This is a genomic window from Mammaliicoccus sp. L-M44, assembly GCF_022386355.1.
GTDB lineage: Bacteria > Bacillota > Bacilli > Staphylococcales > Staphylococcaceae > Mammaliicoccus > Mammaliicoccus sciuri_A.
In genome coordinates, this window is record NZ_JAJNIU010000011.1 from 18945 (window position 1) to 45169 (window position 26225).

Genomic DNA, 26225 nt, shown 5'->3' on the forward strand with positions numbered 1-26225 from the left:
TTCATATCAGATTTAGAGGTGGTGTTATTCTTTAGATACTATTTCAATTTTCATTCTATCTGGATCTTCAAAATAAACAGCATAATGATGATTACCACCAGCATACGGATATAAATCATCATACAGTTTATTAATATTTTTTTGTTCCAGAATAATATTGATATCATCCACTGTTACTCTGTCTTCAACGGTAAATGCCAAATGATTTAATCCAATCCTTTTACGATGATATCCATATTGTTTAAATGACTCATCCACTTGCACAAATACTATGTAAGTTCCATTTAATTTAAAGCTAAAACCTTCTCTCCATTCTTGATACAAACTATATCCTAGCAGTCCTAATAACCAACTATAAAAGTTTTTAGATTTATTTATATCACTAACATAGATCTCTAAATGATGTATAGAACCATTCATCTTCCAATCACCTCTAATTCAAAATTATATTAAGACAATTTTTAATAATTTCCATATCTTCTATACATTTTAACACTATAAAGAAAATCATGATGTACATGAATAAAATAGTATATAAGAATTTTTCAAAATTAATAAAGCACTTTCATGACTATTTATGTTACCCTATACGAGTACTGTAAAAAGTGAAAAATTCTTAAGTAAAGGAACTCATTATGAAATTCACAAAAGAAGAATGGCAAAACACAAATTTTAAATTAGATATGGATACAAGTCATTTAAACTTAGAAGAAATTATCAGTTTAAATGATAACTTAACAAATTCAGAAATTAATGAACTCTATTTGCCACTCATTAATTTTTTGACAAACAAAGTTAAGTTCCATAAAGATTATTCATCTAACATTAACAACAAATTACATAACAAAAATAACACACCACCTTTTATTATCGGAATATCAGGAGGGGTTTCTGTAGGAAAAAGTACTGTCTCAAGACTGCTTTTAAACTTACTACAAGAATATAATGCGGACTGGAAAGTTGATTTGATCACGACTGATGGTTACATCATGCCTAAACAAGAGCTCATCGATAAAGACTTACTTTCTAAAAAAGGATTTCCTGAAAGTTATGATACAAAAACATTAATCAGTCACTTAAAACAAATTAAGAACAACGAACCTAACATTCCAACATACACGTATTCACATATCACATACGACCGTCTTAAAGACCAATATCACAACATAGACTGTCCGGACATTCTTATTATAGAAGGCGTGAACATCTTCCAAGTAAGTCCACATGAAGAAGAACTCGTAAGTGATTATATTGATTACAAAATATATTTACACACAACAATAGAAAATATGAAGAAATGGTATCTTAACCGCTTCTTACTACTTCAAGAAGAAGCCTTCCAGAAACCAGACTCACATTTCTATAAATATCGAGACATCCCAAAAGACGAAGCCTTAAAAATAGCAACAGATCTATGGGACAATATTAACGAAGTCAATTTAATCAAAAACATCTTGCCAACTAAAAACAGAGCAGATCTCGTACTATATAAAAATCACGACCATGTTATAGAAAAACTGAAATTTAATAAATTTTAAGTTATACACTAAAACCCTCTCTAGTCCTTGTCTAGTGAGGGTTTTAGTGTTCCGGCAGTCTAAAGAATTACAATTCTATTATTCTTTCTTTAACATATACTGCACTACCAGTTATCTCAATATTAAGCTGATTGTTTATATTATTCACATGCACATACACTTGTCCATCTTTTCCTATTTCTTGTCCTTGTTCAACAATTAGTTCAAGTGGATATTTAGCAGGTGTATTTATATATTGAGCATAGTATGCGCCCATTACGCCAGAAGCTGTTCCTGTAACTGCATCTTCAGTTGTCCCTGAAAATGGTGAGGAAAAATGTCTTGCATGCATATGTAAGTTTTCATTGTAAGTTTCCATACAGAATGGATGAATTGAAGTTTTGGGTCTTTCTTTTAATATTTCTGGAAATAATTCATTTTGAGGAGACATTCTTTTACATACTTCTAGATTCCTAACAGGTACTAATAATGTCCATGCTCCTGTACTGCCATAAACAATCGGATATTCTGTTACAATATCTTTCTCATCAATTCCAATAGCATGAGCCAAATCTGCCCTCGATCCATTGAACACTTCAAATTGAGGACTAGCTTGTTGCATCGTTATATAAATATTATCATTTTCAATATTTAAAGTAATTGGTAAGATACCTGCATTCGTCTCTATTGTAAATTCCTTCTTATCCTCTAACAATCCATGTTGTTTCATTGCTGCGATTGTACCAATAGTAGCATGTCCACATAAATCCATTTCGTGACCAGGTGTAAAATACCGTATCCTAAAATCAGCAAGATTTGATTTTAAAGGGAATGCTGTTTCATTAAATCCAATTTGTTTCGCAACTTCTTGCATATCTTCATCTGTTAATCCTTCACTATCTAATACCACACCAGCAGGATTTCCTTTATTCGCTTCTAAACTAAATGCATCATAATGATATACACTAACCGACTTCATGAAACATCATCCTTTATTTATATTTACTGAATTTGTATCTTCAAAAATGAGTTCGCGTTAACCTGAAATTCATAAGGTACTTTTATTTCACTTGTTTTATAGCCATTATCTTTTAATAATTTTATAATTTCATCTAAATTTTTATATCTTTTCCCTTCCATATCAACTAATGGAAAAATACGAATCTCTTCTTTTGTAACTCTAATCATTTCTTTAATTGTTTGAATATGAAAGTCGATATCAAATACATCAGCATATAAAAATAAAAAATGAGCTGATAACAATACATCAAACGCATTATTATTATATGGTAATTGTGGCATTTCTACTAGACAATATTTATCATGGTTATTTTTCATATCTTTTACACAAGTTTCTAAAGCTTTTTTTCTGTGAAATTCCAAATCATTTAGGTCTTTAAAAAAGGTCCAATTATAATTCAATTTAGAATGTTCCATTTTATTAATCATATGTTTAATATCATTATTACCTTTTTCATACAAAACATCATCTTTAAAATAATATGCTAAATCACAAGCTTCAACATCTATATCATATTTCCTTGCAGTTGCACTAAAAGAGCATGCACCAGCAGGACAATCTAAGACTCTCTTACCTTCTAAATATTCTAGAGATAAATTGAACATGTTCAAGTATTCTTCATATGTACGGCCAATAAAAATGATGTGATCTATATCTAATTTTCTTTGGCGATTTAAATTATTCATAAAATCCTCCTTTTTCATAACTAAGACCAATGGTAACATAGTTTCAAAAAGAGTTATATTACAATAATCACTTCGCTATACCTACAACTTCTTCATATACATTAACCCTATCAAGTTGCTTTCGATAAACATTTTCCAGGAAATAAAATGTAGCTGCATTATCAGCTTCGAATATGTTTTCATTTTGTGCTAATAATAGAATAGGTTTATTATGTCCTATCGCAATACCTATTTCTGTATGTGTCCCCTTACCTCCAGGCAATATAGCTAAAAGTATATCTGAATTTTTCACTGCATCCGCTTCAGATTGACCAATTTTTCTTAAGTCCTCTTTATTAATTGCTTTATCATTCAGCGTCCAATTATAAGTATTTTGTAAGCCGTGTTGTTCTAAGTTCTCTATAAGTTTGTTTACAATATTCTTATTTCCAAAACTACTTGCTACATAAAACTTTATTCCCATTTTTAGTCTCCTTGTTGTGTTAATTCTGAGTATAACTTTTTAAGGATTTCTTCTATTTTATCTTGAGTTACCTGACATTTTTGATTAAATTTTAGTCTAAAATACAGTGTCTTCAAGAAATCTTTTATATTTTTCCTTATTCTAAAATAACTTAAATATGCTTCTTCAGATTGATTTAAATCTGTTTGATTAACTGTCACGAATAGCTCGCTTACCCAATTACTCAATTCTTGATCTGTAAGTCCTTTTTCAAGTAATGCTTCAATGATAAATGCTTGTCGCTCATCTTCATCATCTATATAGCAAGATAGATCAGTATTTAACTGATAAAGTTTTTTAGAGATGACCTTTAATATCACTTTATTACAGTCACCTGAATAATATTTAGATCTAACACATGTTGCGAGTAAATCTGATCCATGCGCAACACTATGCATCCATCCTGTCCCTTGTACATATCCTCTAACATCAGATTCCTTATCCATGTAATCAATCGCTAAGTTTATAATCTTCTCATAAATATCCTGAGGTAACTGATTATGCTCTTCTAAATATTCAATAATGATTCCGATAATAAGTGCACTGAAACTTCTATCCAGCACAAGATGTTCAGTATCACTTTCGTTAACACTTCTTAAAACAAATTCACAATCCTCAAGTAACTGTAGCAGTTGATGGTTATCCAGTTTACCGCTTATAATAAAACGCGCAATTAAATCAAAATTATCTTCACGAATATTGGCAGTAGGATTTCCAATATTGGACATCATTAATTTAAATTCTTCGTCTGTTACTTGTTGATCTGGAAATTTATTTTTATATCTTTCAATTATTTCTTCGATTGTCATTAAGAACACACCCTTTAGACTCTATTACTCATTATTATATTGTATTTTTACAATGAATGAAATGAGACATATTTATTTCAATTGCATAGTATAATAAACTATACATACTAACCTTACATTTTTGGAGTGATTTTATGGAAATATTTCAAGAGTTTAAAAAGCAATTTATTAAATTTTTAAATAGCGATAACCGAATAGTGTTAACGAAAGGTATGTTTCATGAGATAAAATTATTATCCATTTTAGCTGCAATAGAAACTCAATCCCAATATTCAAAAGGAACATTAAATGCTCATTCTAAAGAAGTTTTCAAAGATCTGACAGAACAAGGCATGCTTACAAAAGAGATACCACTAAACACAACTTTCACATTAAATGATTTATCATTACAGTTAAATTTATATACCGCAAATACCCCTAACTTTGGCGAATTTGCAATATATTATCCAGTGAATCCAAAAACAATAAAAGGAAAAAACATTGAAATATTAGTTAATCATATAAAAGATAATCCCGCTTCAAAAGTATTTATTATTACAGCAAATGACTGGGAGTTTAATAGCAAAGTGTCTAAAACATTAGAGGAAATGTCCGACATAGTTGTAGGAGAAGATTTAAAACAAGGAATTCATGAAATATTTAATTCTGGTTTCAATAATGGTAATTAAAGTTCATCAATAATATTAATAATTATCTAAATATAGATTAAAATTATATTCAAATAGCGGTACATATCTGCGGAGTGTACTTGAGGTTGACTGTTACTGACGGTCGCCTCTTTTTTTATAATCAGTGTTCTAGAATCATTCATTCTCCACGAAAAAATTGCGAAATTTTTATAAAACTAAACATAAAATGATTGACTAATTACGTCAAGAACAATTAACATTATGTATAAGGAATGAGGCATGTGCCTCCAAGAGATACCTTTTATCTCTTGTTTATTATGAAAGAACAATAGTTCTTTCCGTTTTAAGAGGTTGACCGAGAGGTTGCCTCTTTTTTTATCTTACAATGAATCATACTTAGTATACACTACAGGTATTGGGGAAGATGTTATACTTGATTATATTGATATTATAAACAATAAGAAAGATGCACCTGATAGCTTTCAAAACGCAGTAAAAATCAATTAATTTATTGGAGCTTTTTTTATGTATAGAAAAACAAATTTATTCATCGTATTTCTCATTTTATTATTATCTATAATAACGACGTTCTTGGATCAAAAGGCATCTTTTTTTAATAATTTATCGTCTTTGCTATTTTTACAATTTATTTTCTCTATTTCAGTAAACATATTTTTACTAAAATACATCTTTGACTTTGAATTTATTAGAAGATTATTAGATAAAATAAACATTCTTTTCCAATACTTTATTTATACAATAATTTTATTTCTGGCTATGTTTATGATTATGTCTATTGATTTAACAAATATTAATTTATTAAATCTAATCTTTAGTTTATTATTCTTGTTTGTATTTAGCTTTTTAACTCAATTATTAATTTGTGAAACAATATCTAAAGTATATATAAGAAATAAGACGTCTATTTACTTCAGCGCACTAGCAATGTTTATACTATTTATGCTTTTAATAATTCCAAATTATTTACAATAATATCGTTGTTATTATAAATAACAACTTTTCTATAATTCTAAACACAAAAAACCCTCTAGCCTGATTGCTAGAGGGTTATATTATACGCTAATTCTTATTGTTCTTCTTTAACGTATGGTAATAAAGCCATGTGACGTGAACGTTTGATAGCTACAGTAAGCATACGTTGGTATTTTGCTGAAGTACCTGTTACACGACGTGGTAAGATTTTACCTCTTTCTGAGATAAACTTTTTAAGTAAATCTGTATCTTTGTAGTCGATATGTGTAATACCGTTTGCTGTGAAGTAACAAACTTTTTTACGACGACGACCACCTCTTCTTGGTCCACCTGCCATGATTGTGTTCCTCCCTTCTCGTTAAATGTTTATCAATTTATATTCGTTTCAATCAACTATTAGAACGGCAAATCATCATCACTGATATCAATTGGGCCATTAGCGTTTGCAAATGGATTACTTGATTGTTGATTATTTGACTGTTGATTTGAAGGTGCTTTTTGTCCTTGTTGTTGGTTACCACCAAAGTCTTGTCCATAATTTTGGAATTCGTTATTATTTTGGTTATATGATTGATTATCATTACCAGATTGACGTTGATTTGCGCCTTTTGGTTCAAGGAATTGAACACTGTCACAAACAACTTCAGTTACATAAACACGACGACCTTCTTGGTTCTCGTAGCTACGAGATTGTAGACGACCTTCAACTCCTGCCAGACTACCTTTAGATAAGTAATTGTTTACATTCTCTGCGGGACGTCTAAATACAACACAGTTGATAAAGTCAGCTTCTCTTTCACCTTGCTGATTCGTATAAGTACGATTAATAGCTAAAGTAAAAGTAGCAACTTGAACGCCTGAGGGTGTTACTCTGTATTCCGGATCTTTAGTTAATCGACCGACTAATACAACACGATTAATCATTTAATCTCCCCCATTTTATAAGTTAAATTATTTTTCTTCTTCGCGTACTACGATGTGACGAATGATATCATCAGAGATTTTTGCTAAACGATCAAATTCACTGATAGCTTCGTCATTTTCAGACTTAACTCTAACGATGTTGTAGAAACCTTCTGTGAAGTCTTGGATTTCATAAGCTAAACGACGTTTACCCCAATCCTTTTCTTCGATGATTTCTGAACCGTTTGAAGATAAGATTCCTTTAAAACGCTCAACGACAGCTTTTCTAGCTTCGTCTTCGATATTTGGACGTACTACGTACATTACTTCATATGTTCTCATCAATTTACACCTCCTTGTGGTCTATGCGGCCTAATAACTCAGTATTAAGCAAGGAATAATTTTCATTACTCACAATCAAGAATTATAGCATAGAGTATTACTTTTTACAATCTTTTTCTCATTGATATCAAAGAAAAAGCCAATAGTGCATAAACACTACTGGCCTTTATCTTACACATTAAATCTAAAGTGTACAACGTCTCCGTCTTTCATTAGGTATTCTTTACCTTCTAATCTTACTTTACCCGCTTCTTTAGCACCGTTCATGCCGTTATTTGCTAATAAATCATCATAACTTACGGTTTCTGCTCTTATAAAGCCTCTTTCGAAGTCTGTATGGATGATACCGGCACATTGTGGTGCTGTCATGCCTTCTTTAAATGTCCAAGCTCTTACTTCTTGTTCACCTGCTGTAAAGTATGTTGCTAATCCTAATAAGTTATATGATGCGCGGATTAATTTGTCTAATCCTGCTTCTTCTACGCCTAAATCTTCTAAGAACATTTCGCGGTCTTCGTCATCTAATGTTGCTAATTCTTCTTCGATTTTTGCTGAAATAACGATAACTTGTGAACCTTCGTTACTTGCATATTCTTCGATTTTTTGTACGTATTCGTTATCTTCTGGGTTTGCTACTTCGTCTTCTGCTACGTTTGCTACATATAACATTGGTTTAGAAGTGAGTAAGCTTAAATGTTTCACGATTGCTTTTTCTTCTGGTGTGAATTCTAAACTTCTTACTGGATTATTGTTTTCTAATGTTTCTTTAATTTTTGCTAATACTTTTTCTTCTGCTACGGCATCTTTATCTTTTTGTTTTGCCATTTTTGCTACTCTTTCATAACGTTTTTCAACTGATTCTAAGTCTGCTAATACTAATTCCATATTAATAACTTCGATATCATCTATTGGATCTACTTTTCCTGATACGTGTGTAACATTTTCATCAACAAATGCACGTACGACTTGGCAAATCGCATCTACTTCACGGATATGTGATAAGAATTTATTTCCTAATCCTTCACCTTTAGATGCACCTTTAACAATACCTGCAATATCTGTAAATTCGAATGCTGTTGGTACAGTTTTCTTAGGTTTTACTAATTTCGTTAATTCTTGTAAACGATGGTCTGGTACTTCTACAATCCCTACATTAGGGTCGATTGTTGCGAAAGGATAGTTCGCTGCAAGTGCTCCTGCTTTCGTAATTGCGTTAAATAATGTTGATTTACCTACGTTTGGTAATCCTACTATGCCAGCTGTTAATGCCATATTTTATTCACCTTGTCCTTTTACTAATATTTTTTTAATTTTTTTATTAAACTCTTGTCTTGGTAGCATGATACTACGAGAACATTCTTCACATTTTATTCTAACATCTGCACCGAGTCTGATAATTTTAAATCTATTATACCCACATGCGTGTTGTTTTTTCATTTCAACGATATCATTTAACTCATATGATTTGATCATATTTTTGCCTCCCGATTAGATGATTATTGAATGTTATTTGGATTATAAGAAACCATTGTTGGAATTGGCGCTTGAATACCTTCTTTATCAAAGAATGATTTCACTTCTCTTCTTAAGATTCTAGCACCTGATGCATGTTCATTTGGTTCTGTTTCCCCTGCTATTTTAATCGTTGCTTCCCCTGCTGTCACAGTTTCTACACCTAAAATTTCAGGATCTTTAATGAAAATTTCATATCTTTCTTTAACTGTTGGTAAAAATTCATTTAACTTATTTTCAACTTCATCTAAATCTTCTTTAATAGATACAGGTATTTCTACGATAGCCATACCGTTGTGAATTGAGAAGTTTACGATCTCATTCATTGTACCATTAGGAAGAATCGTTAAATCACCAGCAAATGATAAAATTCTTGTAGATCTCATTCCTATTGATTGTACAGTACCTTCCGCAACAGTGGTACCTGTTGTATTAATTTTTACATAGTCGCCAACATCAAATTGATTTTCGAAAATAATAAAGAAGCCCGTAATGACATCTTTTACTAAAGTTTGTGCACCGAAACCAATTGCTAAGCCTACCACACCGGCACCAGCGATAATACTTTCAACTCTTATGCCTAAATTGCTTAAAATGGTTGTCGCAACTATAAACCATACGACATAGGAAATAACATTTTGTAGTAAGTTAACCATTGTTTTAGCGCGCTTGTTAGACTTCCCTACCCTCTTAGTTCCGTATTTCGTTGTAAAGAATTTCTCTACGACTTTATGAAGGACTTTAATAATGACGTAAGCTAATACAATGTAGAATATGCCAATTAATATTTGTTCTATCCACTTCTGCCAATTTTCTGGATCCATAAACGGGTCTATCAATTTATGGATGATGTTCATAATCTTATTCACTTTTACACCTCTTATTCATCTAGCAATAATTCTAATATTCTCTTATATTCATCTTCAGAATTAAATTCAAGAGAAATTTTACCTGCTTTTTTAGTCTTAGAAATATCAATATTTGTTCCAAATTTTTCTTTTAATCGATATTCATGTTTAACTAAGAAATTAGGTTTCGGTTGTTTCGTTTTCTTTTTCTTGTCTTGGCCTTGAGCATTTAACTGTTTAATATATTCTTCTAATGCTCTAACACTCATATGTTCTTTTACAACTTTTTTAGCCACTTGATCTAATTGATGTTTCTTATCTAAACCAAGTAATGTTCTACCATGTGCACTCGATATTTTTTCTTCGTTGATTAATTTTTTTACACTTGGTGGTAAGTTCAGCAACCTTAAAACATTTGCAATGTATGATCTTGATTTCCCTAATCTATCTGCTACGTCTTGTTGTTTTAAGTTCAGTTCTTCCATCATCGTTGCATAACTTTTTGCTTCTTCTAGAGGTTTTAAATTTTCACGTTGAAGATTCTCTATAATAGCAAGTTCTAACATTTCTTCATCGGTTAAATTTTTTATGATTGCCGGTACTGAATCTTTGTTAGCTAATTGACTTGCTCTAAATCTTCTTTCACCTACAACGATGTCGTAACCCTTTATCGTTTCTCTTACGACGATAGGTTGTAACACACCATGCTGTGAAATCGACTGCGTTAAATCTCTCAAAGCTTCTTCATCAAAATAATCTCTCGGTTGATACGGATTCCTTCTTAATTTTTCTAAAGGAAGTTCAACAATTTTATCATGACTATGGTTATAAGAAATCTTATCTGTTAAGGCTTGATTTCTTTCTTTCATTTCATCACCACGTTATTTATTCTCGTATGTTTCACGTAAAACATCCAAATTAGATTATAACAATTTTGAAAGATATATGCACAAAAGAAAAGTTGAGCGATAAATTAAAATATTCAGAAAAGTTGTTGACAAAAAAATATACGCATAGTATTGTGTAATATATCAACAACGAAAACAAATAAAATCACGATAAAAAGGAAAGTAAATCTTACACTGCAATCATCAGAGAGTTCCCATTTGCTGAAAGGGAACATTGAAAGAAAGATTGAAAATGGCCTTGGAGTGGTGGCATCGATATTGAGGTGTCAACGGGATCGCCCGTTATAGCGATACAGTATTAAAGTCTCTTTAGCGATGATGGCGTACTGGAATTTGTTCACCAATTTTACTGCCATTATATCTTCTTGTAAGAGACTCGTACTTATAGAGGTAATGTCAGTAATGTCATTGCGAACAAAGGTGGTACCGCGAGCTAAGCTTTCGTCCTTTACATCCGATTTATTTCGGGTTTAAAGGACGGAAGCTTTTTTTATTTTTATTTTTTAATTCATTAGGGAGGAAGGCTATTATGAAATCTACTCAACTCGCTCAAATTTCATTAACTAAAGACCATACCGGGGCAACTACAAACCCAATTTATCTTTCAACAGCCTATCAACATGAAAAATTAGGGTGTTCAACTGGCTTTGATTATACAAGAACGAAAAATCCAACTCGCTCAAACTTTGAAGAGGCATTTGCCAAACTTGAAGGTGGTAAATACTCATTTGCAACTTCAAGCGGTATGGCTAGTATCCAATTAGTTTGTAACTTATTTAAACCAAATGATGAAATCTTAGTGTCATTCGACTTATATGGCGGCACATTTAGACTATTTGAATTTTACGAAAAACAATACAACATCAAATTCAAGTACATTGATTTTTCAAATATTGATGAAGTAAACGCATCGATTAATGAACATACACGCGCATTCTTTATTGAACCCATTTCAAATCCGTTAATGTTCTCAGTAGACTTAAATCCTTTATATGAAATTGCACAAGCAAGAAATATATTAACGATTATCGATAACACATTCTTAACACCATACTTATCAACACCATTAAAAGATGGTGCTGACATCGTCTTACATTCTGCTACAAAGTACATAAGTGGTCATAATGATGTGTTAGCAGGCATTGTCACTGTATCAGATGATTACTTAGGTGAAGTACTTGGCCAATTTCATAATATGATCGGTGCAACACTCTCACCATTCGATAGTTATTTATTACTGAGAGGCTTAAAGACATTACATTTACGACTTGACCGTTCTACTGAAAATGCTCAAAAGTTAGCACAATCACTACAATCTGTTGAAAGCATTGATGAAGTTCTTTACTCAGGTCAAACCGGAATGTTAAGTATTCGTTTAAACAATGCATATAGCGTTGATAGCTTCTTACAAAATATTAAATTATGTATATTTGCTGAAAGTCTTGGCGGTACTGAAACATTTATCACATTCCCATATACACAAACACATGTAGATATGGCAGATAAAGAAAAAGATAAACGCGGTATAGATGAATATTTACTCCGTTTATCTATTGGAATAGAAGATTATGAAGATATTTACGAAGACATACTACAAGCCTTAAAAAATTCAAGAAAAGAAGGAGTGTCAATATGAGCTATTCAAAAGAAACGTCTTTAATATTGGATTCCACTAGAGGTAACGAGCACTTATCAAGCAATCAACCATTATATTATTCATCCACTTATCATCAAGAAACTTTAGGTGGCAATCAAGAATTTGACTATGCACGCAGTGGTAACCCTAATAGAAAGTTACTTGAAGAAAAGTTAGCAGATTTAGAAGGCGGTAATTACGGATTTGCATTTAGTTCAGGAATTGCTGCAATAACAGCTGTCTTCTTAACATTGAAACCTGGAGACCACGTGATTCTTCCAGATGATGTTTACGGTGGAACGTTCAGACTAACAGAGCAAATTCTTAAGAAATTCGAAATAGAATTTACAACTGTCGATCAAACAGACTTACAAAATATCAAAGAAGCTGTTCAAGAAAATACGAAACTGATCTATGTTGAAACACCTTCTAACCCACTCTTTAAAGTGACAGATATTGATGGTGTTAGCCAAATTGCACGTAAACACGACGCACTATTAGCTGTCGATAATACATTTATGACACCGTTAGGACAATCACCATTGAAACTAGGTGCTGACATCGTCGTTCATTCAGCTACAAAATTCTTAGGCGGTCACAGTGACCTCATAGCTGGCGCAGTAGTTGTGAATGATCCAGAACTTAAAAATGAAATTTATCTTATTCAGAATGGTACAGGTTCAGGATTAAGCGTTTATGATTCTTGGACACTTGCTAAACATTTAAAGACATTACCAATTAGATTTAAACAATCTGTTTATAATACAGAACAAATTTATAGATATTTAATCGATAATGAAGCAATTGAAACAGTCTATTATCCAATCACAAATGACACACATTTAAGACAAGCTAAAAATGGCGGTGCCGTGCTCGGATTCAGACTTAAAGATGAATCAAAAGCACAAGCATTTGTTGACCATCTTAATATCCCACTTGTATCTGTAAGCTTAGGTGGTGTAGAAACGATTCTTTCTCACCCAGCTACAATGAGTCACGCAGCCATCCCTGAAGAAGTGAGAGCTGAACGTGGTATCACTAACGGATTATTTAGATTGTCAGTCGGCTTAGAAGATGTCAAAGAATTGATCACAGATATCGATTGGGCATTAAAGGAGGCTACATATGAGTCTAAAAGAAGCGTTAAAGAACCAAATTTTAGTAGCTGACGGAGCAATTGGAACCATCCTCTACTCTGAAGGATTGGATACTTGTCCAGAAAGTTATAATTTGACACACCCTAACAAGATAGAACAAATTCACCGTTCTTATATTGAAGCTGGTGCAGATATTATTCAAACAAACACGTACGGTGCAAATTTTGAGAAGCTTCAAGATTTTAATTTAGAACATCGCGTAAAAGAAATTCATCGTGAAGCTGTTCAAATCGCTAAAAGAGCGAGCAACGACCATACGTTTATTCTAGGTACGGTAGGCGGTTTTCGTAATATCAAAAAGAGTAACTTATCAATTGAAGCCATTCAATATCACACAGAGATTCAAATTGAAACACTTGTTAATGAAGGTGTAGATGGTATTTTATTTGAAACATACTACGATTTAGAAGAATTACTTGCTGTCTTAAAAGATACAAAAGCAAGATACGACATTCCGATTATTGCTCAACTAACAGCTAGTAATACAAATTATTTGAGAAATGGCACACCTATACCAGATGCATTAGAAACATTAGTGAAAGCCGGTGCAGATGTCGTTGGTTTAAATTGTCATCACGGTCCATACCATATGATTAAGACATTTAAACATATTGACTTACCTGATCATGCTTACCTTTCATGTTATCCAAATGCAAGTTTGCTGGATTTAGAAGACAACGACTTGAAATACAATAACAACTCAGATTACTTTTCAGATGCAGCTAAAGAGCTCGTTAACCAAGGCGTAAGATTAATAGGTGGATGTTGTGGTACAACACCAGAACATATTAAAAAAATAAAGAATGTCGTCAAAGATTTAAAGCCTATCAAGCACAAAAATGTTATACCAATCGAAACAAAACAGTACAAAAAGCAAAATAAAGAAGAACCTAGTATTAAAGAGCTCGTTCAACAAAGACCAACCGTTATTGTTGAATTAGATACACCTAAACATTTAGATACGAATAAATTTTTCGATGGGATACAAGCTCTAGAAGATGCAGGTGTAGATGCGGTCACACTTGCTGACAATTCACTAGCGAGCGTGAGGATTTCTAACATTGCCGCAGCAAGTATCATTAAACAAAAGTATAAAATTAGACCACTCGTACACTTAGCTTGCCGTGATAGAAACTTAATCGGCTTGCAATCTCACCTAATGGGACTTTCGTTACTTGGCATTAATGACATATTAACGATTACGGGTGACCCTTCTAAAGTGGGTAACTTCCCAGGCGCAACAAGTGTATTCGACGTTAATTCTAGCGGATTAGCTGAAATCATTACACAGTTTAATCAAGGTATAAATGCCGATGGAGATACATTGAGAAGCAATACCAACTTCTCTGTTGCAGGTGCATTCAATCCAAATGTAAGACGACTAGAGCCAGCAGTCAAAAGATTAGAAAAAAAGATTGAATCTGGAATGGAATACTTTATTACACAACCGATTTATGAACCTGAAAGAGTTAAAGAAATATATGAAGCAACTAAACATATAGACGCCCCGATTTTCATTGGTATTATGCCAATTACGAATTACAATAACGCACTCTTCTTACACAACGAAGTACCTGGTATTAAACTATCAGATACAGTGCTAAACGCCTTTGAAAAAGTCAAAGACGACAGAGATGCAACAAGAGAACTCAGTATTAATTTGAGTAAACAATTGATTGATGCAGTACATCAATATTTTAATGGCCTGTACTTAGTTACACCATTTTTAAAATATGATTTAACAGTTGAATTAGCAAATTATTCAAAACTAAAAACTGGAACACAAACCAAGGAGGCAATATTATGACAATTAAAACATCAAATTTAGGATTCCCAAGACTAGGTAAGAAAAGAGAATGGAAAAAAGCCATCGAAAGTTACTGGGCTAAAAAAATAGATAAAGCCGAATTAGATCAAACGTTGCAGGATTTACACAAAGAAATTTTAACAATTCAGAAAGACCATCATGTTGATCATATCCCTACTGGTGATTTCTCATTATATGACCACGTGTTAGATACATCATTACTATTTAACATCATTCCAGAACGTTTCCAAGGACGTCCTGTAGATGACGATTTATTATTCGATATTGCACGTGGTAACAAAGATCATGTTGCAAGTGCGTTAATCAAATGGTTCAACACAAACTATCACTACATCGTACCTGAATGGGACAACGTGTCACCTCAATTAAATAACAATGTATTACTTGAGAAATTCAATTTCTCTAAAGAAGTTGGTGTAACATCTCACCCAGTTATTCTTGGTCCTGTTACATACGTAGCATTATCTAAAGGTGGAGACCAAAGTTTCGATGAAAAAGTAAGAACACTTTTACCATTATATAAAGAAGTATTCGAGCAATTAACTGAAGCTGGCGCTGAATACATCCAAGTAGATGAGCCAATTCTCGTAACAGACGGTGCAACTGATCTTCAAGATATTACAAAAGAAGCATATGAATTCTTTAACGAAGCGGCACCTAATGCGAAACTTGTCTTACAAACATATTTCGAACGCGTAGATTTAAACTTTGTTGGTCAATTACCAGTCTATGGATTCGGTTTAGACTTTGTACATGACAATGGCTTTAACTTACAACAAATCAAAGATGGCTTATTCCCTAAAGAAAAAGCTTTATTCGCTGGTATCGTTGATGGTAGAAATGTTTGGTCAACTAATATTGAAGAGAAGAAAGCTTTAATCGAAACATTACAATCTTATACAGATGAATTAGTGATTCAACCATCTTCTTCATTATTACATGTACCAGTTACTTTAGAAGAAGAAACATTAGACGACTCAGTTCGTGAAGGTTTAAGCTTTGCGACTGAAAAATTAGACGAATTATATGCTTTAAAACAATTATTTAACGAAAATGATGACACTTTATATAACGAGTTAAAAGCGCAATATGAACGCTTTGAAAGTCAATCATTCAAACAACTAGAATATGACTATGATTCAGTTAAATCAGAACGTACTACACCATTTAAAGAAAGAAAAGTCTTACAAGATCAAGTATTAAATTTACCAGACTTACCAACAACAACGATTGGATCATTCCCTCAATCAAGAGAAGTACGTAAATACCGTGCTGATTGGAAAAACAATCGTATTTCAGATGAAAAATACGAAGAATTCGTACAAAATGAAATTAAACGTTGGATTGAAATTCAAGAAGAAATTGGATTAGACGTATTAGTACACGGTGAATTTGAACGTAATGACATGGTTGAATTCTTCGGTGAAAAGCTAAACGGATTCTTAGTAACTAAGTTTGGTTGGGTTCAATCATATGGTTCTCGTGCAGTTAAGCCACCAATCATTTATGGAGATGTTAAATGGACAGCACCATTAACAGTTAAAGAGACATTATATGCTCAAAGTTTAACTGACAAACCTGTTAAAGGTATGCTTACAGGTCCAGTTACAATTTTAAACTGGTCATTCGAACGTGTAGATATTCCACGTAGCGAAGTTCAAGATCAAATCGCATTAGCAATTAATGAAGAAGTTCTAGCACTTGAAGAAGCGGGTATTAAAGTCATCCAAGTAGACGAACCTGCATTGCGCGAAGGCTTACCATTACGTTCTGAATACCATGAAGATTATTTGAATAAAGCTGTACATTCATTCAGATTATCAACTTCTTCAGTACAAGATTCAACACAAATTCATACACATATGTGCTACTCACAATTTGGTCAAATCATCCATGCGATCAAATCATTAGATGCTGATGTTATCTCAATCGAAACTTCAAGAAGTCATGGTGACTTAATCAAAGACTTTGAAGATATCACATATGACTTAGGTATTGGTTTAGGTGTATATGATATTCATAGTCCTCGTATACCTACAGAAGAAGAAATTACAGTCGCAATCGATAGAGCACTTCAAGAAATTGACCGTTCTCTATTCTGGGTAAACCCTGACTGCGGATTGAAGACAAGACAAGAAGAAGAAGTAAAACAAGCTTTAACTGTATTAGTTAATTCAGTAGAAAAATTACGTCAAGACAATACAGTTAAACAACCTAACTAATAAATGAGGTGATGTTATGTCATATCCATTATGGAACACGCTAAATCAACTGAAAGAATATAAATGGGTAGATTTAACGCATACATTTGATTCAGAATCTCCACATTTTTCAGCTTTTGAAAATGCAGAAACAAAAACATTGTATAAAGTTAAAGACGACGGTTTCTTTGCCCAATCATGGCAATTTCCTACACAATATGGCACGCATATAGATGCACCGATACATTTTGTAGATCATAAACGATATCTACATGAACTCGGTTTACAAGAAACAGTCTTACCTTTAATCGTGTTAGATTTTTCAAAAGAAGTAGCCCAAGATTCAGATTTCAGACTAACTAAAGAACACATCCTTCAATGGGAATCTGAAAATGGACCAATTGAAAGTGGAACGTTTGTCGCATTTAGAAGTGACTGGTCAAAGAAATGGCCAGATAAAGAGCAATTTGAGAACAAAGACAAAGATGGTCATGAACATCTCCCAGGATGGTCATTAGACGCACTTAAATACTTGTTTGAAGAGAGAAAGATCAAGTCAATCGGACATGAAACATTTGATACTGATGCTTCAGTAGACATCCGTAAAAACAATGACATTGTCGGTGAACGATACGTACTTGGTTTAGATACTTTTCAAATAGAACTGTTAACCGGATTAGATGAACTACCGACACGTGGTTCAGTTATATTAGCCATTAGCCCTAAACCTAAAAATGCACCCGGATTCCCTGTCCGAGCATTTGCTATTACCCCTAAATAATAGCACTGCCATATGATATTTTTGAGCGAGTATCGTATGGCAGACTACCTTCCCTATATTAAATATATAAAAAGCACCTTTCGATGGAGATCGAAAGGTGCTTTTACTGTTTAATATTTAGATACGGGTGATCCTCCGATTTGATAATCTATTTCTATCGCATTTTCACTATTTTTACGATATAAATAATAGAAATACATAGACCATAAAATCGTCAAACCAGCTGATAACCAATAACTAAGCGATAAATCCATCCCAAATCCTATTGGTTGGCTTAATATATATGTGAATATATTCCACGTCATGAATAAAGCAGGTATTAAAGCGACATAGAAATTCTTTTTAGATAGTAATAAATACATAGCGCCTATCCATAGAGCGATAACAGCTGTTGTTTGGTTTGCCCATGAGAAGTATCTCCATAGTATTGTGAAGTCTACTCTCGTTAAAATAAAACTAATAACAAACATCGGTATCGCAATTGCGAAGCGATTCATTACTTTCTTCTGACCGAAATTAAAGTAGTCAGCCAAAATCATTCTCGCACTTCTAAATGAAGTATCACCACTTGTTATTGGTAATACAATAACACCTAATATCGCTAATGTTCCAAATACAGAACCTAATAACATAGTAGATGCCTCACTCACTACAAGCGCCGCTTCACCTTTCGCTAACACTTCTTGTAGACCACCATAGCCACCAAATAAACTCATAGCAGCTGCAGCCCAAATCATCGCAATAATACCTTCAGCAATCATCATGCCGTAAAATATTTTACGACCATTTTTCTCATTATTCGTCGTTCTAGAAATAATCGGCGATTGTGTCGCATGGAAACCAGATAAAGCACCACAAGTAATCGTAAAGAATAATAAAGGAAAAATAGGCGCCGAATCAGGATGCATATTTTTCAATGTTAGTTCAGGAATTTCTGCACCAGTCATAATTAATCGTACAAAGATGCCTACTGCAGAAATCATCAAGATGAAACCAAATATCGGATAAACTTTACCAATAATTTTGTCGATAGGTAACACTGTAGATAAGAAATAATATAAGAAAATAACAAAGACAATAATACCTAAAGCCACTCTACCATCCATTAAAGAATGTAATAGTAATGCCGGACTGGTAACAAATACCGTACCTGTTAACAATAATAGTAATAGTGTAAAGACGTTCACGAGATGTCTCATCACATTACCTAAGAACTTACCAGCTAATTCAGGTAAATGAGCACCCTTATTACGTATAGAAATCATACCTGTTAAATAATCATGAACAGCACCAGCAAATATAGACCCTAATACTATCCAAATAAACGCAACAGGTCCATATAAAGCACCCATAATCGGTCCAAATATCGGTCCAACACCTGCAATATTTAACAATTGAATCAATGAGTTCTTATTTGTCGACATCGGAACAAAATCAATATTATCCCTTTGATCATGAGCAGGCGTCGGACGTTCATCCTTAACACCAAACATTTTTTCAATATACTTGCCATATGTAAAATAACCTATAACTAATAAAACGATAGAAACTAAAAATGTAATCATTAAAATCCCCCTTTTTAAATGAAAACGTTTACATAAAAGTATAAATGAGTTTTTTACAAATAACAATAATATATCGGAAATTTACAGAAATTCTGTATGTAAACATAAAAAAAGAGTTTGGGATATAGTATATTATCCCAAACTCTATATATTATTTCTTCTTATAAACTTTAATTGTAATTTCATAGAAGTCTTTATGTTCTTCATCAATTCGCTTGATTTTAATACCCTCTTTTTCAACATTTTTAATGCTTTGCCCGAGTGTATCAAGTGCTTCTGTGATGTCTTGTTCGAATTGAAATTGTTTTGCTTTTACTTTTTCAGAGCCGCGTATTTTCTTAACGCGATCTTCTGTTTGTTTAACATTTAAGTTCTGAGATTGTATGGATGTTAAGACTTCTTGCTGCCCTTCATCATCTAAACTTAACAATGCTCTTGCATGTCTTTCTGTTATTTCACCTTTTTGTAATGAAATAATTATAGGCTCTGATAATTTTAACAGTCTTAATTTATTGGCTATAAATGATTGGCTCTTACCCATACTAACCGCTAAGTCATGTTGTGTAATGTCTTCTAAATCCAACAATTTCTTATAGGCTTCCGCTTCTTCTATAGCTGATAAATTTTCTCTTTGTATATTTTCAATCAGCGCAACGGCTGCTGTTTCTTTGTCATTTAATGGTTTAATAATAACTTCAGTTTCTGGTAAATCGTTATATTTCATTGCACGAAATCTTCGCTCACCTGCTATGATTTCATACATACCTTCTTCAATTGGACGAACAACAATAGGTTGTAATAATCCATGTTCTTTTATAGATTGTGCGAGTTCTTTAATTTTAGATTCATCGAATACTTTTCTCGGTTGATAACGGTTTGGCACTATTCTTTCTGTTGATACGACTGCCACATTACCTTCAGCTCGTGCTTCTTCTATGTGTTCTAATTCTTTGTCTTTAAGTCCAAATAATTTAGAAAAAGGCTTTTTCATCTCAATATACCTACTTTCGTTCATACATATTTCCCAGGAATTATTTTGTTAAAGGTTCTTTGTTTGGTGTTCCTGGCTTTCTTGGATACTTCTTAGGTGTTTGTCTTAATTTATCTATCGTAATGATCTGTCTCATGCTTTCTTCAAGAGGTAGCGTAAATTCATGTACTGTTTTTACTTCTCCACCTAATACAGAAATTGCAAATTGTGCATCTTCTAACTCTTCATTACCTTGTGAGCCTTTTAATGCGACAAATTGACCGCCCTTTTTCACTAAAGGTAGACATAATTCACTTAATACAGATAATCGTGCTACTGCTCTTGCAGTTACAAGATCAAAGCTTTCACGATACTGTTGTGATTTACCGAATGTTTCTGCTCTATCATGTACAAAGTTTACTTGATCTAAGTCTAATGATGCAGCTAATTCATTTAAAAATTTAATTCTTTTATTTAGTGAATCTACTATTGTAATTTGCAAGTGTGGATATACGATTTTTAAAGGGATGCTCGGAAATCCAGCGCCTGCCCCTACATCACAGATCGTTTCAATTTCATTAAAATCTATATAAAAGCTTGGTGTCACTGAATCAAAGAAGTGTTTCAAGTACACTTCTTCTTTTTCAGTAACTGCTGTTAAGTTAATTTTTTCGTTCCACTCTACTAACATCTCAAAGTATGTTTCGAATTGCTTAATTTGTTTATCTGTTAATGTTATACCAGATTCTTTTAACGTATCAATAAAAGTTTGTTCATTCATGTTAGTTCACCTTCTGAATTTTACCTTGTTCAATGTACACAAGTAAAATTGAAATATCTGCAGGGTTTACACCTGAAATACGAGAAGCTTGTGCAATATCAAGTGGTTTAACTTCTTTAAGTTTTTGACGAGCTTCAGTCGCTAAACTATTGATTGCATCATAATCGATATTTTCAGGAATTTTTTTATCTTCCATACGTTTCATTTTTTCAACTTGTGCTAATGATTTTTGGATATAACCTTCGTATTTCGTTTGAATTTCTACTTGTTCTTGTACATCTTCATCTACTGGTGAAGTTTCTTGTAAGATTTCCATAATAGCTGCGTAATCCATTTCTGGTCTACGTAATAAATCTAAAGCTAATATACCATCTTTAAGCGCTGTTCCACCGCGACTTTCGATAACACTTTGTGTATGTGCATTCGGTTTAATACGAATACCTCTTAATCTTTCTTGTTCAGCTGAAATTGCTTCACGTTTTTGATTAAATTTAGCGTAACGTTCTTCAGAAATCATACCAATTTCATAACCGATATCTGTCAGTCTTAAGTCTGCATTATCATGTCTTAATAATAGACGATGTTCCGCTCTAGAAGTTAATAAACGATATGGTTCGTTCGTACCTTTTGTAACTAAATCATCAATTAACACACCAATATAAGCATCTGAACGACGTAAAATAACGTCTTCTTTACCTAATACTTTACCAGCAGCGTTGATACCTGCCATTAAACCTTGTCCAGCCGCTTCTTCATATCCTGAAGTACCATTGATTTGACCAGCGGTAAATAAGTTTTTAACGACTTTCGTTTCAAGTGTTGGCCATAATTGTGTTGGTACAATTGCATCATATTCAATTGCGTAACCTGCACGCATCATGTCTGCTTTTTCAAGACCTGGAATTGTTTCTAACATTTTACGTTGAACATGTTCAGGTAAACTTGTTGATAGACCTTGTACATATACTTCTTGTGTCTTACGTCCTTCTGGCTCTAAGAACAATTGGTGTCTTGGTTTATCATTGAATCTTACAAATTTGTCTTCAATTGAAGGACAATATCTTGGACCTGTACCTTTAATCATACCTGAGTACATAGCAGATAAATGTAAGTTGTCATCGATTACTTTATGCGTTTGTTCATTTGTATATGTTAACCAACAAGGTAATTGATCTAAAATGTATTCTGTCGTTTCATAACTGAATGCACGCCCTACTTCATCACCTGGTTGAATTTCTGTTTTGCTGTAATCTATTGTATTACCATTCACACGTGGAGGTGTACCAGTCTTGAATCTCACGATATCAAAGCCTAATTCTTTCAAGTGTTCAGCTAATTTAATAGATGGCATTTGGTGGTTTGGACCACTTGAATATTTCAAGTTACCTAAAATAATTTCACCACGTAAAAATGTACCTGTCGTTAATACAACAGCATCCGCTTCATAAGTTGAGCCGATAACCATTTCTACACCTTTAACTTTATTATCTTCTATAATTAAACGTTCAACCATACCTTGCATAATATCAAGATTTGGTTCATCTTCAATCACACGTTTCATTTCTTCTTGATACAATACTTTATCTGCTTGTGCACGTAACGCTCTTACAGCTGGACCTTTACCAGTGTTTAACATACGCATTTGAATGTGTGTCTTATCGATTGTCTTAGCCATTTGACCACCAAGTGCATCGATTTCTCTTACAACAATTCCTTTAGCTGGACCACCAACTGATGGATTACATGGCATAAATGCTACACTATCAAGGTTAATTGTAAGCATTAATGTTTTTGCACCACGTCTTGCAGAAGCTAAACCAGCTTCTACACCTGCATGTCCAGCGCCGACAACAATAACGTCATATTTTTGTGTCAAAATTTTTCCTCCTTTTTATTTTCCGAGACAGAATTGACTAAACAGTTGGTCAATTAGTGAATCACTTGCTTCTTCACCAATTACTTCACCGAGCAATTCCCAAGTTTTGATTAAATCTATTTGTACGATATCTATAGGTACACCGTCTTCAGCAGATTGTATTGCATCATTTATAGATGTCTTAGCGTCTTTTAATAATGCAATATGTCTTGAATTTGAGACATATGTCATATCTTGTGCTTGTACTTGTCCACCAAAGAATAACTCTGAAATCTTCTGTTCAAGTTCTTCGATACCTTGTTGTTCAACCATAGAAGTTTGAACTAAAGGATGGTCACCTATCATTGCTTTTAATTCATCAATATCTAACTTTTGTTCTAAGTCCATTTTGTTAATAATTACAATCACATCTTCATCTTTAATGACATCAAATAGCTGATAGTCATTTTCCGTTAATGCTTCATTATAATTAAGAACAAATAAAATTAAATCTGCTTCTGATAAAGCTTTTCTCGATCTTTCTACACCTATTTTTTCTACGATGTCTTCTGTTTCACGAATTCCTGCAGTATCCACTAACCTTAATGGTACACCACGAACATTGACGTATTCTTCTAATACATCTCTTGTTGTACCAGCTACTTCAGTAACAATCGCTTTATTATCTTGAATCAAGTTGTTAAGCATGGAACTCTTACCTACATTCGGTTTCCCAACAATGACCGTTGATAGACCTTCTCGCATAATTTTACCTTGCTGGCCAGTTCGTAATAACTGATCAATTTCATTTTCAATATGCCTTGATTCTTTTAATAAGAATTTAGTCGTCGCTTCTTCTACGTCATCGTATTCAGGATAATCAATATTCACTTCTACTTGAGCGAGTATTTCTAATATAGACTGTCTTAAGCCTTTAATAAGACTGCTTAGACGTCCTTCCATCTGACCTAAGGCTACCTTCGATGCGCGTTCCGTCTTAGAACGGATGAAATCCATAACCGCTTCTGCTTGAGACAAGTCAATACGTCCGTGTAAGAATGCTCGTTTCGTAAACTCACCTGGTTCTGCCATTCTAGCACCGTTAGATAACGTTAACTCAAGTACGCGATTAACCGTTACTAAACCACCATGACAATTTATTTCAACGATGTCTTCTCTCGTAAAAGTCTTAGGTGCTTTCATGACAGCTACCATAACTTCTTCTACGACTTCATCAGTCTCAGGATCAATAATATGACCATAATTAATTGTATGTGATGCTACTTCAGTAATTTGTTTTTTACCTTTATATATACGATTAGCAATATTTAAGGCATCCGGACCACTTAATCGTACGATTGCTATTGCACCTTCACCCATAGGCGTTGAGATACTTGTAATTGTATCTAAATCCATGATATTCTCCTCCACCATTAATAACTATTCTATTGATTGTAAATGGTTTTGTAATATTTTTCGAATATATTGTTCGAAAAAATGCGGAGCGAGATGACTCACTCCGACTATTTTTATTTATTCTTAATGACTAAATATCGATGAGGTTCTCTTCCTTCAGAGTATGTTTCGATATTTTCAATTTTACTGACTGCTTGATGCATAATTTTACGTTCAAAGTTTGGCATAGGTTCTAATTTAACCGGTCTCTTTGTCTGAGTTGCTTTCTTAGCCATATTAACCGCCAACTTCTCTAACGTTTCTTTACGCTTTTCTCTATACGATTCGATATCTAATATAAGCGTATAATAACCTTTAACAAATTGATGCATATAATTTTGACCTACTATTTGTAAGGCGTTTAAAATTTGACCACGCTTACCTATTATATAAGCAGCATTGTTGGAAGTCATATTAATATAAATTGTATTAGACTTAATTTCATATGAACCATCTACATCAATATCCATTTCTCCTATGATATTAAGTACATAATCTAAAGTGTTTTGTGCCACTTCATTTAATGAATCTTTTTTCTGATTGCGATCTTCACGTATACCTGTTTCTGACTGAATATCTTTTTCTTCTATTATTGTGTCTTCTTGATGTGTCACTTCATCTGTTATTGGGCTATTATCCTCTTCGACCGACGCGTGACGATTTTTTAATGCTTCAATTGATTCAAACTGCTTAAGTTCTGGATCGATTACAGTTAATTCAATTTGTGCATCTTGTTTCATAAATCCAAAAATACCTTTTTTACCTTCATTAATAACATCAATTCTTACTTGTTGTTCTTGAACATTCAAATCTTCTAAACCTTGTTGTAGTGCTTGTTCTACTGATTGTCCTTCATAGCGCGATTTAAGCATGCTGCAACCTCCTAGTAATATATCAATACTTAGGGAATACGTTTATTAAAAACTTTAGCAATCTTCAATACATGCTCTAAACTCTTCTGTGTTTCGATGACTTTTAAATCAACAGCTTGGTTTCGAGCGATAACAATGATGTCTTTAGGAATAATATTTTCTTTATGATTCTTAAAACATTCTCTAATGGACCTTTTAATTCTATTTCTTGTCACAGCATTACCCATTTTCTTTGAAACACTTATACCTAATCTAAAGTGATCAAGATCATTTTCAGCTGTGTAAATAACAAATTGTCTATTAGCGACTGACTTACCTTTTTTATAAATTCTTTGAAAATCATTATTTTTCTTTATTCGATAAGCCTTTTCCACAAGCATCCACTCCACAATACATCACTTAATTATTGTTTATTATACAAAACAATTCCTTCAATTAAAACAAAAAAAAGACC

The 26225-nt window shown here is 32.9% G+C and carries 27 protein-coding genes and 1 other annotated feature; of the genes, 8 read left to right on the forward strand and 19 right to left on the reverse strand.

The window, feature by feature from the left end; all coding sequences use genetic code 11:
* Nucleotides 1-24: 24 nt before the first annotated feature.
* On the reverse strand, nucleotides 25-420 hold the full coding sequence (locus tag LQ611_RS07665) for a VOC family protein (protein ID WP_119495388.1): 396 nt from the start codon (nucleotides 418-420) through the stop codon (nucleotides 25-27).
* A 215-nt stretch (nucleotides 421-635) separates the two neighbouring features.
* Between LQ611_RS07665 and coaA the strand changes: the two genes are divergently transcribed.
* Complete coding sequence (gene coaA / locus LQ611_RS07670; RefSeq protein ID WP_025906185.1) at nucleotides 636-1538, forward strand: type I pantothenate kinase; 903 nt, start codon at nucleotides 636-638, stop codon at nucleotides 1536-1538.
* Nucleotides 1539-1605: 67 nt separating this feature from the next.
* Here the strand turns inward: coaA and LQ611_RS07675 are convergent, their stop codons facing one another.
* The 4 genes from LQ611_RS07675 to LQ611_RS07690 form a co-directional block, all read right to left on the reverse strand.
* Nucleotides 1606-2496: a PhzF family phenazine biosynthesis protein gene (locus LQ611_RS07675; protein WP_119495389.1), complete on the reverse strand. Its 891-nt coding sequence runs from the start codon at nucleotides 2494-2496 to the stop codon at nucleotides 1606-1608.
* A 23-nt stretch (nucleotides 2497-2519) separates the two neighbouring features.
* The gene (locus LQ611_RS07680) at nucleotides 2520-3224 is read right to left on the reverse strand and encodes an SAM-dependent methyltransferase (protein ID WP_151359121.1); all 705 of its coding nucleotides are present in this window, start codon (nucleotides 3222-3224) and stop codon (nucleotides 2520-2522) included.
* A 67-nt stretch (nucleotides 3225-3291) separates the two neighbouring features.
* Nucleotides 3292-3687, reverse strand: coding sequence for a nucleoside 2-deoxyribosyltransferase (locus tag LQ611_RS07685; RefSeq protein WP_107618350.1), 396 nt, complete (start codon nucleotides 3685-3687; stop codon nucleotides 3292-3294).
* Between the two features lie 2 nt (nucleotides 3688-3689).
* Nucleotides 3690-4535 (reverse strand): DUF2785 domain-containing protein, encoded by an 846-nt coding sequence (locus tag LQ611_RS07690; RefSeq protein WP_119495391.1) that lies wholly within the window; start codon nucleotides 4533-4535, stop codon nucleotides 3690-3692.
* A gap of 134 nt (nucleotides 4536-4669) precedes the next feature.
* On the opposite strand from LQ611_RS07690, the gene LQ611_RS07695 reads away from it, so the two are divergent.
* Both LQ611_RS07695 and LQ611_RS07700 read left to right on the forward strand, forming a co-directional pair.
* Entirely contained in the window at nucleotides 4670-5203 is a 534-nt protein-coding gene (locus LQ611_RS07695) for a hypothetical protein (protein ID WP_107573042.1), read from the forward strand.
* 324 nt (nucleotides 5204-5527) lie between these two features.
* Entirely contained in the window at nucleotides 5528-5671 is a 144-nt protein-coding gene (locus LQ611_RS07700; protein WP_158011154.1) for a hypothetical protein, read from the forward strand.
* Nucleotides 5672-6251: 580 nt separating this feature from the next.
* On the opposite strand, the gene rpsR is transcribed toward LQ611_RS07700, so the two are convergent.
* The 7 genes from rpsR to LQ611_RS07735 form a co-directional block, all read right to left on the reverse strand.
* Nucleotides 6252-6494 carry a 30S ribosomal protein S18 gene (rpsR, locus tag LQ611_RS07705; RefSeq protein WP_025906198.1) on the reverse strand — a complete coding sequence of 81 codons (243 nt, stop codon included), beginning with the start codon at nucleotides 6492-6494 and terminating at the stop codon, nucleotides 6252-6254.
* Nucleotides 6495-6553: 59 nt separating this feature from the next.
* Entirely contained in the window at nucleotides 6554-7081 is a 528-nt protein-coding gene (ssb, locus tag LQ611_RS07710) for a single-stranded DNA-binding protein (protein ID WP_025906200.1), read from the reverse strand.
* Between the two features lie 27 nt (nucleotides 7082-7108).
* Entirely contained in the window at nucleotides 7109-7402 is a 294-nt protein-coding gene (gene rpsF, locus LQ611_RS07715; RefSeq protein WP_025906202.1) for a 30S ribosomal protein S6, read from the reverse strand.
* A 171-nt stretch (nucleotides 7403-7573) separates the two neighbouring features.
* Nucleotides 7574-8674 carry a redox-regulated ATPase YchF gene (ychF, locus tag LQ611_RS07720; RefSeq protein WP_103360498.1) on the reverse strand — a complete coding sequence of 367 codons (1101 nt, stop codon included), beginning with the start codon at nucleotides 8672-8674 and terminating at the stop codon, nucleotides 7574-7576.
* Nucleotides 8675-8677: 3 nt separating this feature from the next.
* Nucleotides 8678-8875: a DUF951 domain-containing protein gene (locus LQ611_RS07725; RefSeq protein WP_025906204.1), complete on the reverse strand. Its 198-nt coding sequence runs from the start codon at nucleotides 8873-8875 to the stop codon at nucleotides 8678-8680.
* Nucleotides 8876-8898: 23 nt separating this feature from the next.
* Complete coding sequence (locus LQ611_RS07730) at nucleotides 8899-9783, reverse strand: mechanosensitive ion channel family protein (protein ID WP_078099956.1); 885 nt, start codon at nucleotides 9781-9783, stop codon at nucleotides 8899-8901.
* Between the two features lie 11 nt (nucleotides 9784-9794).
* Nucleotides 9795-10631, reverse strand: a complete 837-nt coding sequence (locus LQ611_RS07735; RefSeq protein WP_107565142.1) for a ParB/RepB/Spo0J family partition protein — start codon at nucleotides 10629-10631, stop codon at nucleotides 9795-9797.
* Between the two features lie 180 nt (nucleotides 10632-10811).
* Nucleotides 10812-11122, forward strand: a binding site (T-box leader).
* 77 nt (nucleotides 11123-11199) lie between these two features.
* On the opposite strand from LQ611_RS07735, the gene LQ611_RS07740 reads away from it, so the two are divergent.
* Genes LQ611_RS07740 through LQ611_RS07760 form a run of 5 tightly spaced genes read left to right on the forward strand, consistent with a single transcriptional unit; the run spans nucleotide 11200 to nucleotide 18273 of the window.
* Nucleotides 11200-12306 (forward strand): PLP-dependent transferase, encoded by a 1107-nt coding sequence (locus LQ611_RS07740; RefSeq protein ID WP_103360496.1) that lies wholly within the window; start codon nucleotides 11200-11202, stop codon nucleotides 12304-12306.
* Entirely contained in the window at nucleotides 12303-13475 is a 1173-nt protein-coding gene (gene metC, locus LQ611_RS07745) for a cystathionine beta-lyase MetC (RefSeq protein ID WP_037589456.1), read from the forward strand. The genes LQ611_RS07740 and metC overlap by 4 nt, the downstream gene beginning before the upstream one ends.
* Nucleotides 13432-15270, forward strand: coding sequence for a bifunctional homocysteine S-methyltransferase/methylenetetrahydrofolate reductase (locus tag LQ611_RS07750; protein WP_103360495.1), 1839 nt, complete (start codon nucleotides 13432-13434; stop codon nucleotides 15268-15270). The genes metC and LQ611_RS07750 overlap by 44 nt, the downstream gene beginning before the upstream one ends.
* The gene (gene metE, locus LQ611_RS07755) at nucleotides 15264-17513 is read left to right on the forward strand and encodes a 5-methyltetrahydropteroyltriglutamate--homocysteine S-methyltransferase (protein ID WP_103360494.1); all 2250 of its coding nucleotides are present in this window, start codon (nucleotides 15264-15266) and stop codon (nucleotides 17511-17513) included. Before LQ611_RS07750 ends, metE begins: the two co-directional genes overlap by 7 nt.
* Nucleotides 17514-17529: 16 nt before the next feature.
* Nucleotides 17530-18273, forward strand: a complete 744-nt coding sequence (locus tag LQ611_RS07760; protein WP_103360493.1) for a cyclase family protein — start codon at nucleotides 17530-17532, stop codon at nucleotides 18271-18273.
* Between the two features lie 110 nt (nucleotides 18274-18383).
* On the opposite strand, the gene LQ611_RS07765 is transcribed toward LQ611_RS07760, so the two are convergent.
* The 7 genes from LQ611_RS07765 to rnpA all read right to left on the reverse strand — a co-directional run bounded on the left by LQ611_RS07765 (nucleotide 18384) and on the right by rnpA (nucleotide 26151).
* On the reverse strand, nucleotides 18384-19838 hold the full coding sequence (locus tag LQ611_RS07765; protein ID WP_025906212.1) for a carbon starvation CstA family protein: 1455 nt from the start codon (nucleotides 19836-19838) through the stop codon (nucleotides 18384-18386).
* A gap of 151 nt (nucleotides 19839-19989) precedes the next feature.
* Nucleotides 19990-20829 (reverse strand): nucleoid occlusion protein, encoded by an 840-nt coding sequence (noc, locus tag LQ611_RS07770; RefSeq protein WP_204980318.1) that lies wholly within the window; start codon nucleotides 20827-20829, stop codon nucleotides 19990-19992.
* A gap of 40 nt (nucleotides 20830-20869) precedes the next feature.
* Nucleotides 20870-21589 carry a 16S rRNA (guanine(527)-N(7))-methyltransferase RsmG gene (gene rsmG / locus LQ611_RS07775; protein WP_025906214.1) on the reverse strand — a complete coding sequence of 240 codons (720 nt, stop codon included), beginning with the start codon at nucleotides 21587-21589 and terminating at the stop codon, nucleotides 20870-20872.
* 1 nt (nucleotide 21590) lies between these two features.
* A complete protein-coding gene (gene mnmG, locus LQ611_RS07780) occupies nucleotides 21591-23465 on the reverse strand; it encodes a tRNA uridine-5-carboxymethylaminomethyl(34) synthesis enzyme MnmG (protein WP_025906215.1) in 1875 nt (624 codons plus the stop codon).
* Between the two features lie 15 nt (nucleotides 23466-23480).
* Nucleotides 23481-24860 (reverse strand): tRNA uridine-5-carboxymethylaminomethyl(34) synthesis GTPase MnmE, encoded by a 1380-nt coding sequence (mnmE, locus tag LQ611_RS07785; RefSeq protein WP_025906217.1) that lies wholly within the window; start codon nucleotides 24858-24860, stop codon nucleotides 23481-23483.
* Between the two features lie 113 nt (nucleotides 24861-24973).
* Nucleotides 24974-25771, reverse strand: a complete 798-nt coding sequence (gene jag, locus LQ611_RS07790) for an RNA-binding cell elongation regulator Jag/EloR (RefSeq protein ID WP_103360492.1) — start codon at nucleotides 25769-25771, stop codon at nucleotides 24974-24976.
* 29 nt (nucleotides 25772-25800) lie between these two features.
* Nucleotides 25801-26151 carry a ribonuclease P protein component gene (gene rnpA, locus LQ611_RS07795; RefSeq protein WP_232152577.1) on the reverse strand — a complete coding sequence of 117 codons (351 nt, stop codon included), beginning with the start codon at nucleotides 26149-26151 and terminating at the stop codon, nucleotides 25801-25803.
* Nucleotides 26152-26225: the final 74 nt, after the last annotated feature.

What these genes read in the sequence shown, in the direction of transcription:
- LQ611_RS07665 (WP_119495388.1), bottom strand. Translation starts at nt 420, where the DNA reads ATGAATGGTTCTATACATCATTTAGAGATCTATGTTAGTGATATAAAT.
- coaA (WP_025906185.1), top strand. Translation starts at nt 636, where the DNA reads ATGAAATTCACAAAAGAAGAATGGCAAAACACAAATTTTAAATTAGAT.
- LQ611_RS07675 (WP_119495389.1), bottom strand. Translation starts at nt 2,496, where the DNA reads ATGAAGTCGGTTAGTGTATATCATTATGATGCATTTAGTTTAGAAGCG.
- LQ611_RS07680 (WP_151359121.1), bottom strand. Translation starts at nt 3,224, where the DNA reads ATGAATAATTTAAATCGCCAAAGAAAATTAGATATAGATCACATCATT.
- LQ611_RS07685 (WP_107618350.1), bottom strand. Translation starts at nt 3,687, where the DNA reads ATGGGAATAAAGTTTTATGTAGCAAGTAGTTTTGGAAATAAGAATATT.
- LQ611_RS07690 (WP_119495391.1), bottom strand. Translation starts at nt 4,535, where the DNA reads ATGACAATCGAAGAAATAATTGAAAGATATAAAAATAAATTTCCAGAT.
- LQ611_RS07695 (WP_107573042.1), top strand. Translation starts at nt 4,670, where the DNA reads ATGGAAATATTTCAAGAGTTTAAAAAGCAATTTATTAAATTTTTAAAT.
- rpsR (WP_025906198.1), bottom strand. Translation starts at nt 6,494, where the DNA reads ATGGCAGGTGGACCAAGAAGAGGTGGTCGTCGTCGTAAAAAAGTTTGT.
- ssb (WP_025906200.1), bottom strand. Translation starts at nt 7,081, where the DNA reads ATGATTAATCGTGTTGTATTAGTCGGTCGATTAACTAAAGATCCGGAA.
- rpsF (WP_025906202.1), bottom strand. Translation starts at nt 7,402, where the DNA reads ATGAGAACATATGAAGTAATGTACGTAGTACGTCCAAATATCGAAGAC.
- ychF (WP_103360498.1), bottom strand. Translation starts at nt 8,674, where the DNA reads ATGGCATTAACAGCTGGCATAGTAGGATTACCAAACGTAGGTAAATCA.
- LQ611_RS07725 (WP_025906204.1), bottom strand. Translation starts at nt 8,875, where the DNA reads ATGATCAAATCATATGAGTTAAATGATATCGTTGAAATGAAAAAACAA.
- LQ611_RS07735 (WP_107565142.1), bottom strand. Translation starts at nt 10,631, where the DNA reads ATGAAAGAAAGAAATCAAGCCTTAACAGATAAGATTTCTTATAACCAT.
- LQ611_RS07740 (WP_103360496.1), top strand. Translation starts at nt 11,200, where the DNA reads ATGAAATCTACTCAACTCGCTCAAATTTCATTAACTAAAGACCATACC.
- metC (WP_037589456.1), top strand. Translation starts at nt 12,303, where the DNA reads ATGAGCTATTCAAAAGAAACGTCTTTAATATTGGATTCCACTAGAGGT.
- LQ611_RS07750 (WP_103360495.1), top strand. Translation starts at nt 13,432, where the DNA reads ATGAGTCTAAAAGAAGCGTTAAAGAACCAAATTTTAGTAGCTGACGGA.
- LQ611_RS07760 (WP_103360493.1), top strand. Translation starts at nt 17,530, where the DNA reads ATGTCATATCCATTATGGAACACGCTAAATCAACTGAAAGAATATAAA.
- LQ611_RS07765 (WP_025906212.1), bottom strand. Translation starts at nt 19,838, where the DNA reads ATGATTACATTTTTAGTTTCTATCGTTTTATTAGTTATAGGTTATTTT.
- noc (WP_204980318.1), bottom strand. Translation starts at nt 20,829, where the DNA reads ATGAAAAAGCCTTTTTCTAAATTATTTGGACTTAAAGACAAAGAATTA.
- rsmG (WP_025906214.1), bottom strand. Translation starts at nt 21,589, where the DNA reads ATGAATGAACAAACTTTTATTGATACGTTAAAAGAATCTGGTATAACA.
- mnmE (WP_025906217.1), bottom strand. Translation starts at nt 24,860, where the DNA reads ATGGATTTAGATACAATTACAAGTATCTCAACGCCTATGGGTGAAGGT.
- jag (WP_103360492.1), bottom strand. Translation starts at nt 25,771, where the DNA reads ATGCTTAAATCGCGCTATGAAGGACAATCAGTAGAACAAGCACTACAA.
- rnpA (WP_232152577.1), bottom strand. Translation starts at nt 26,151, where the DNA reads ATGCTTGTGGAAAAGGCTTATCGAATAAAGAAAAATAATGATTTTCAA.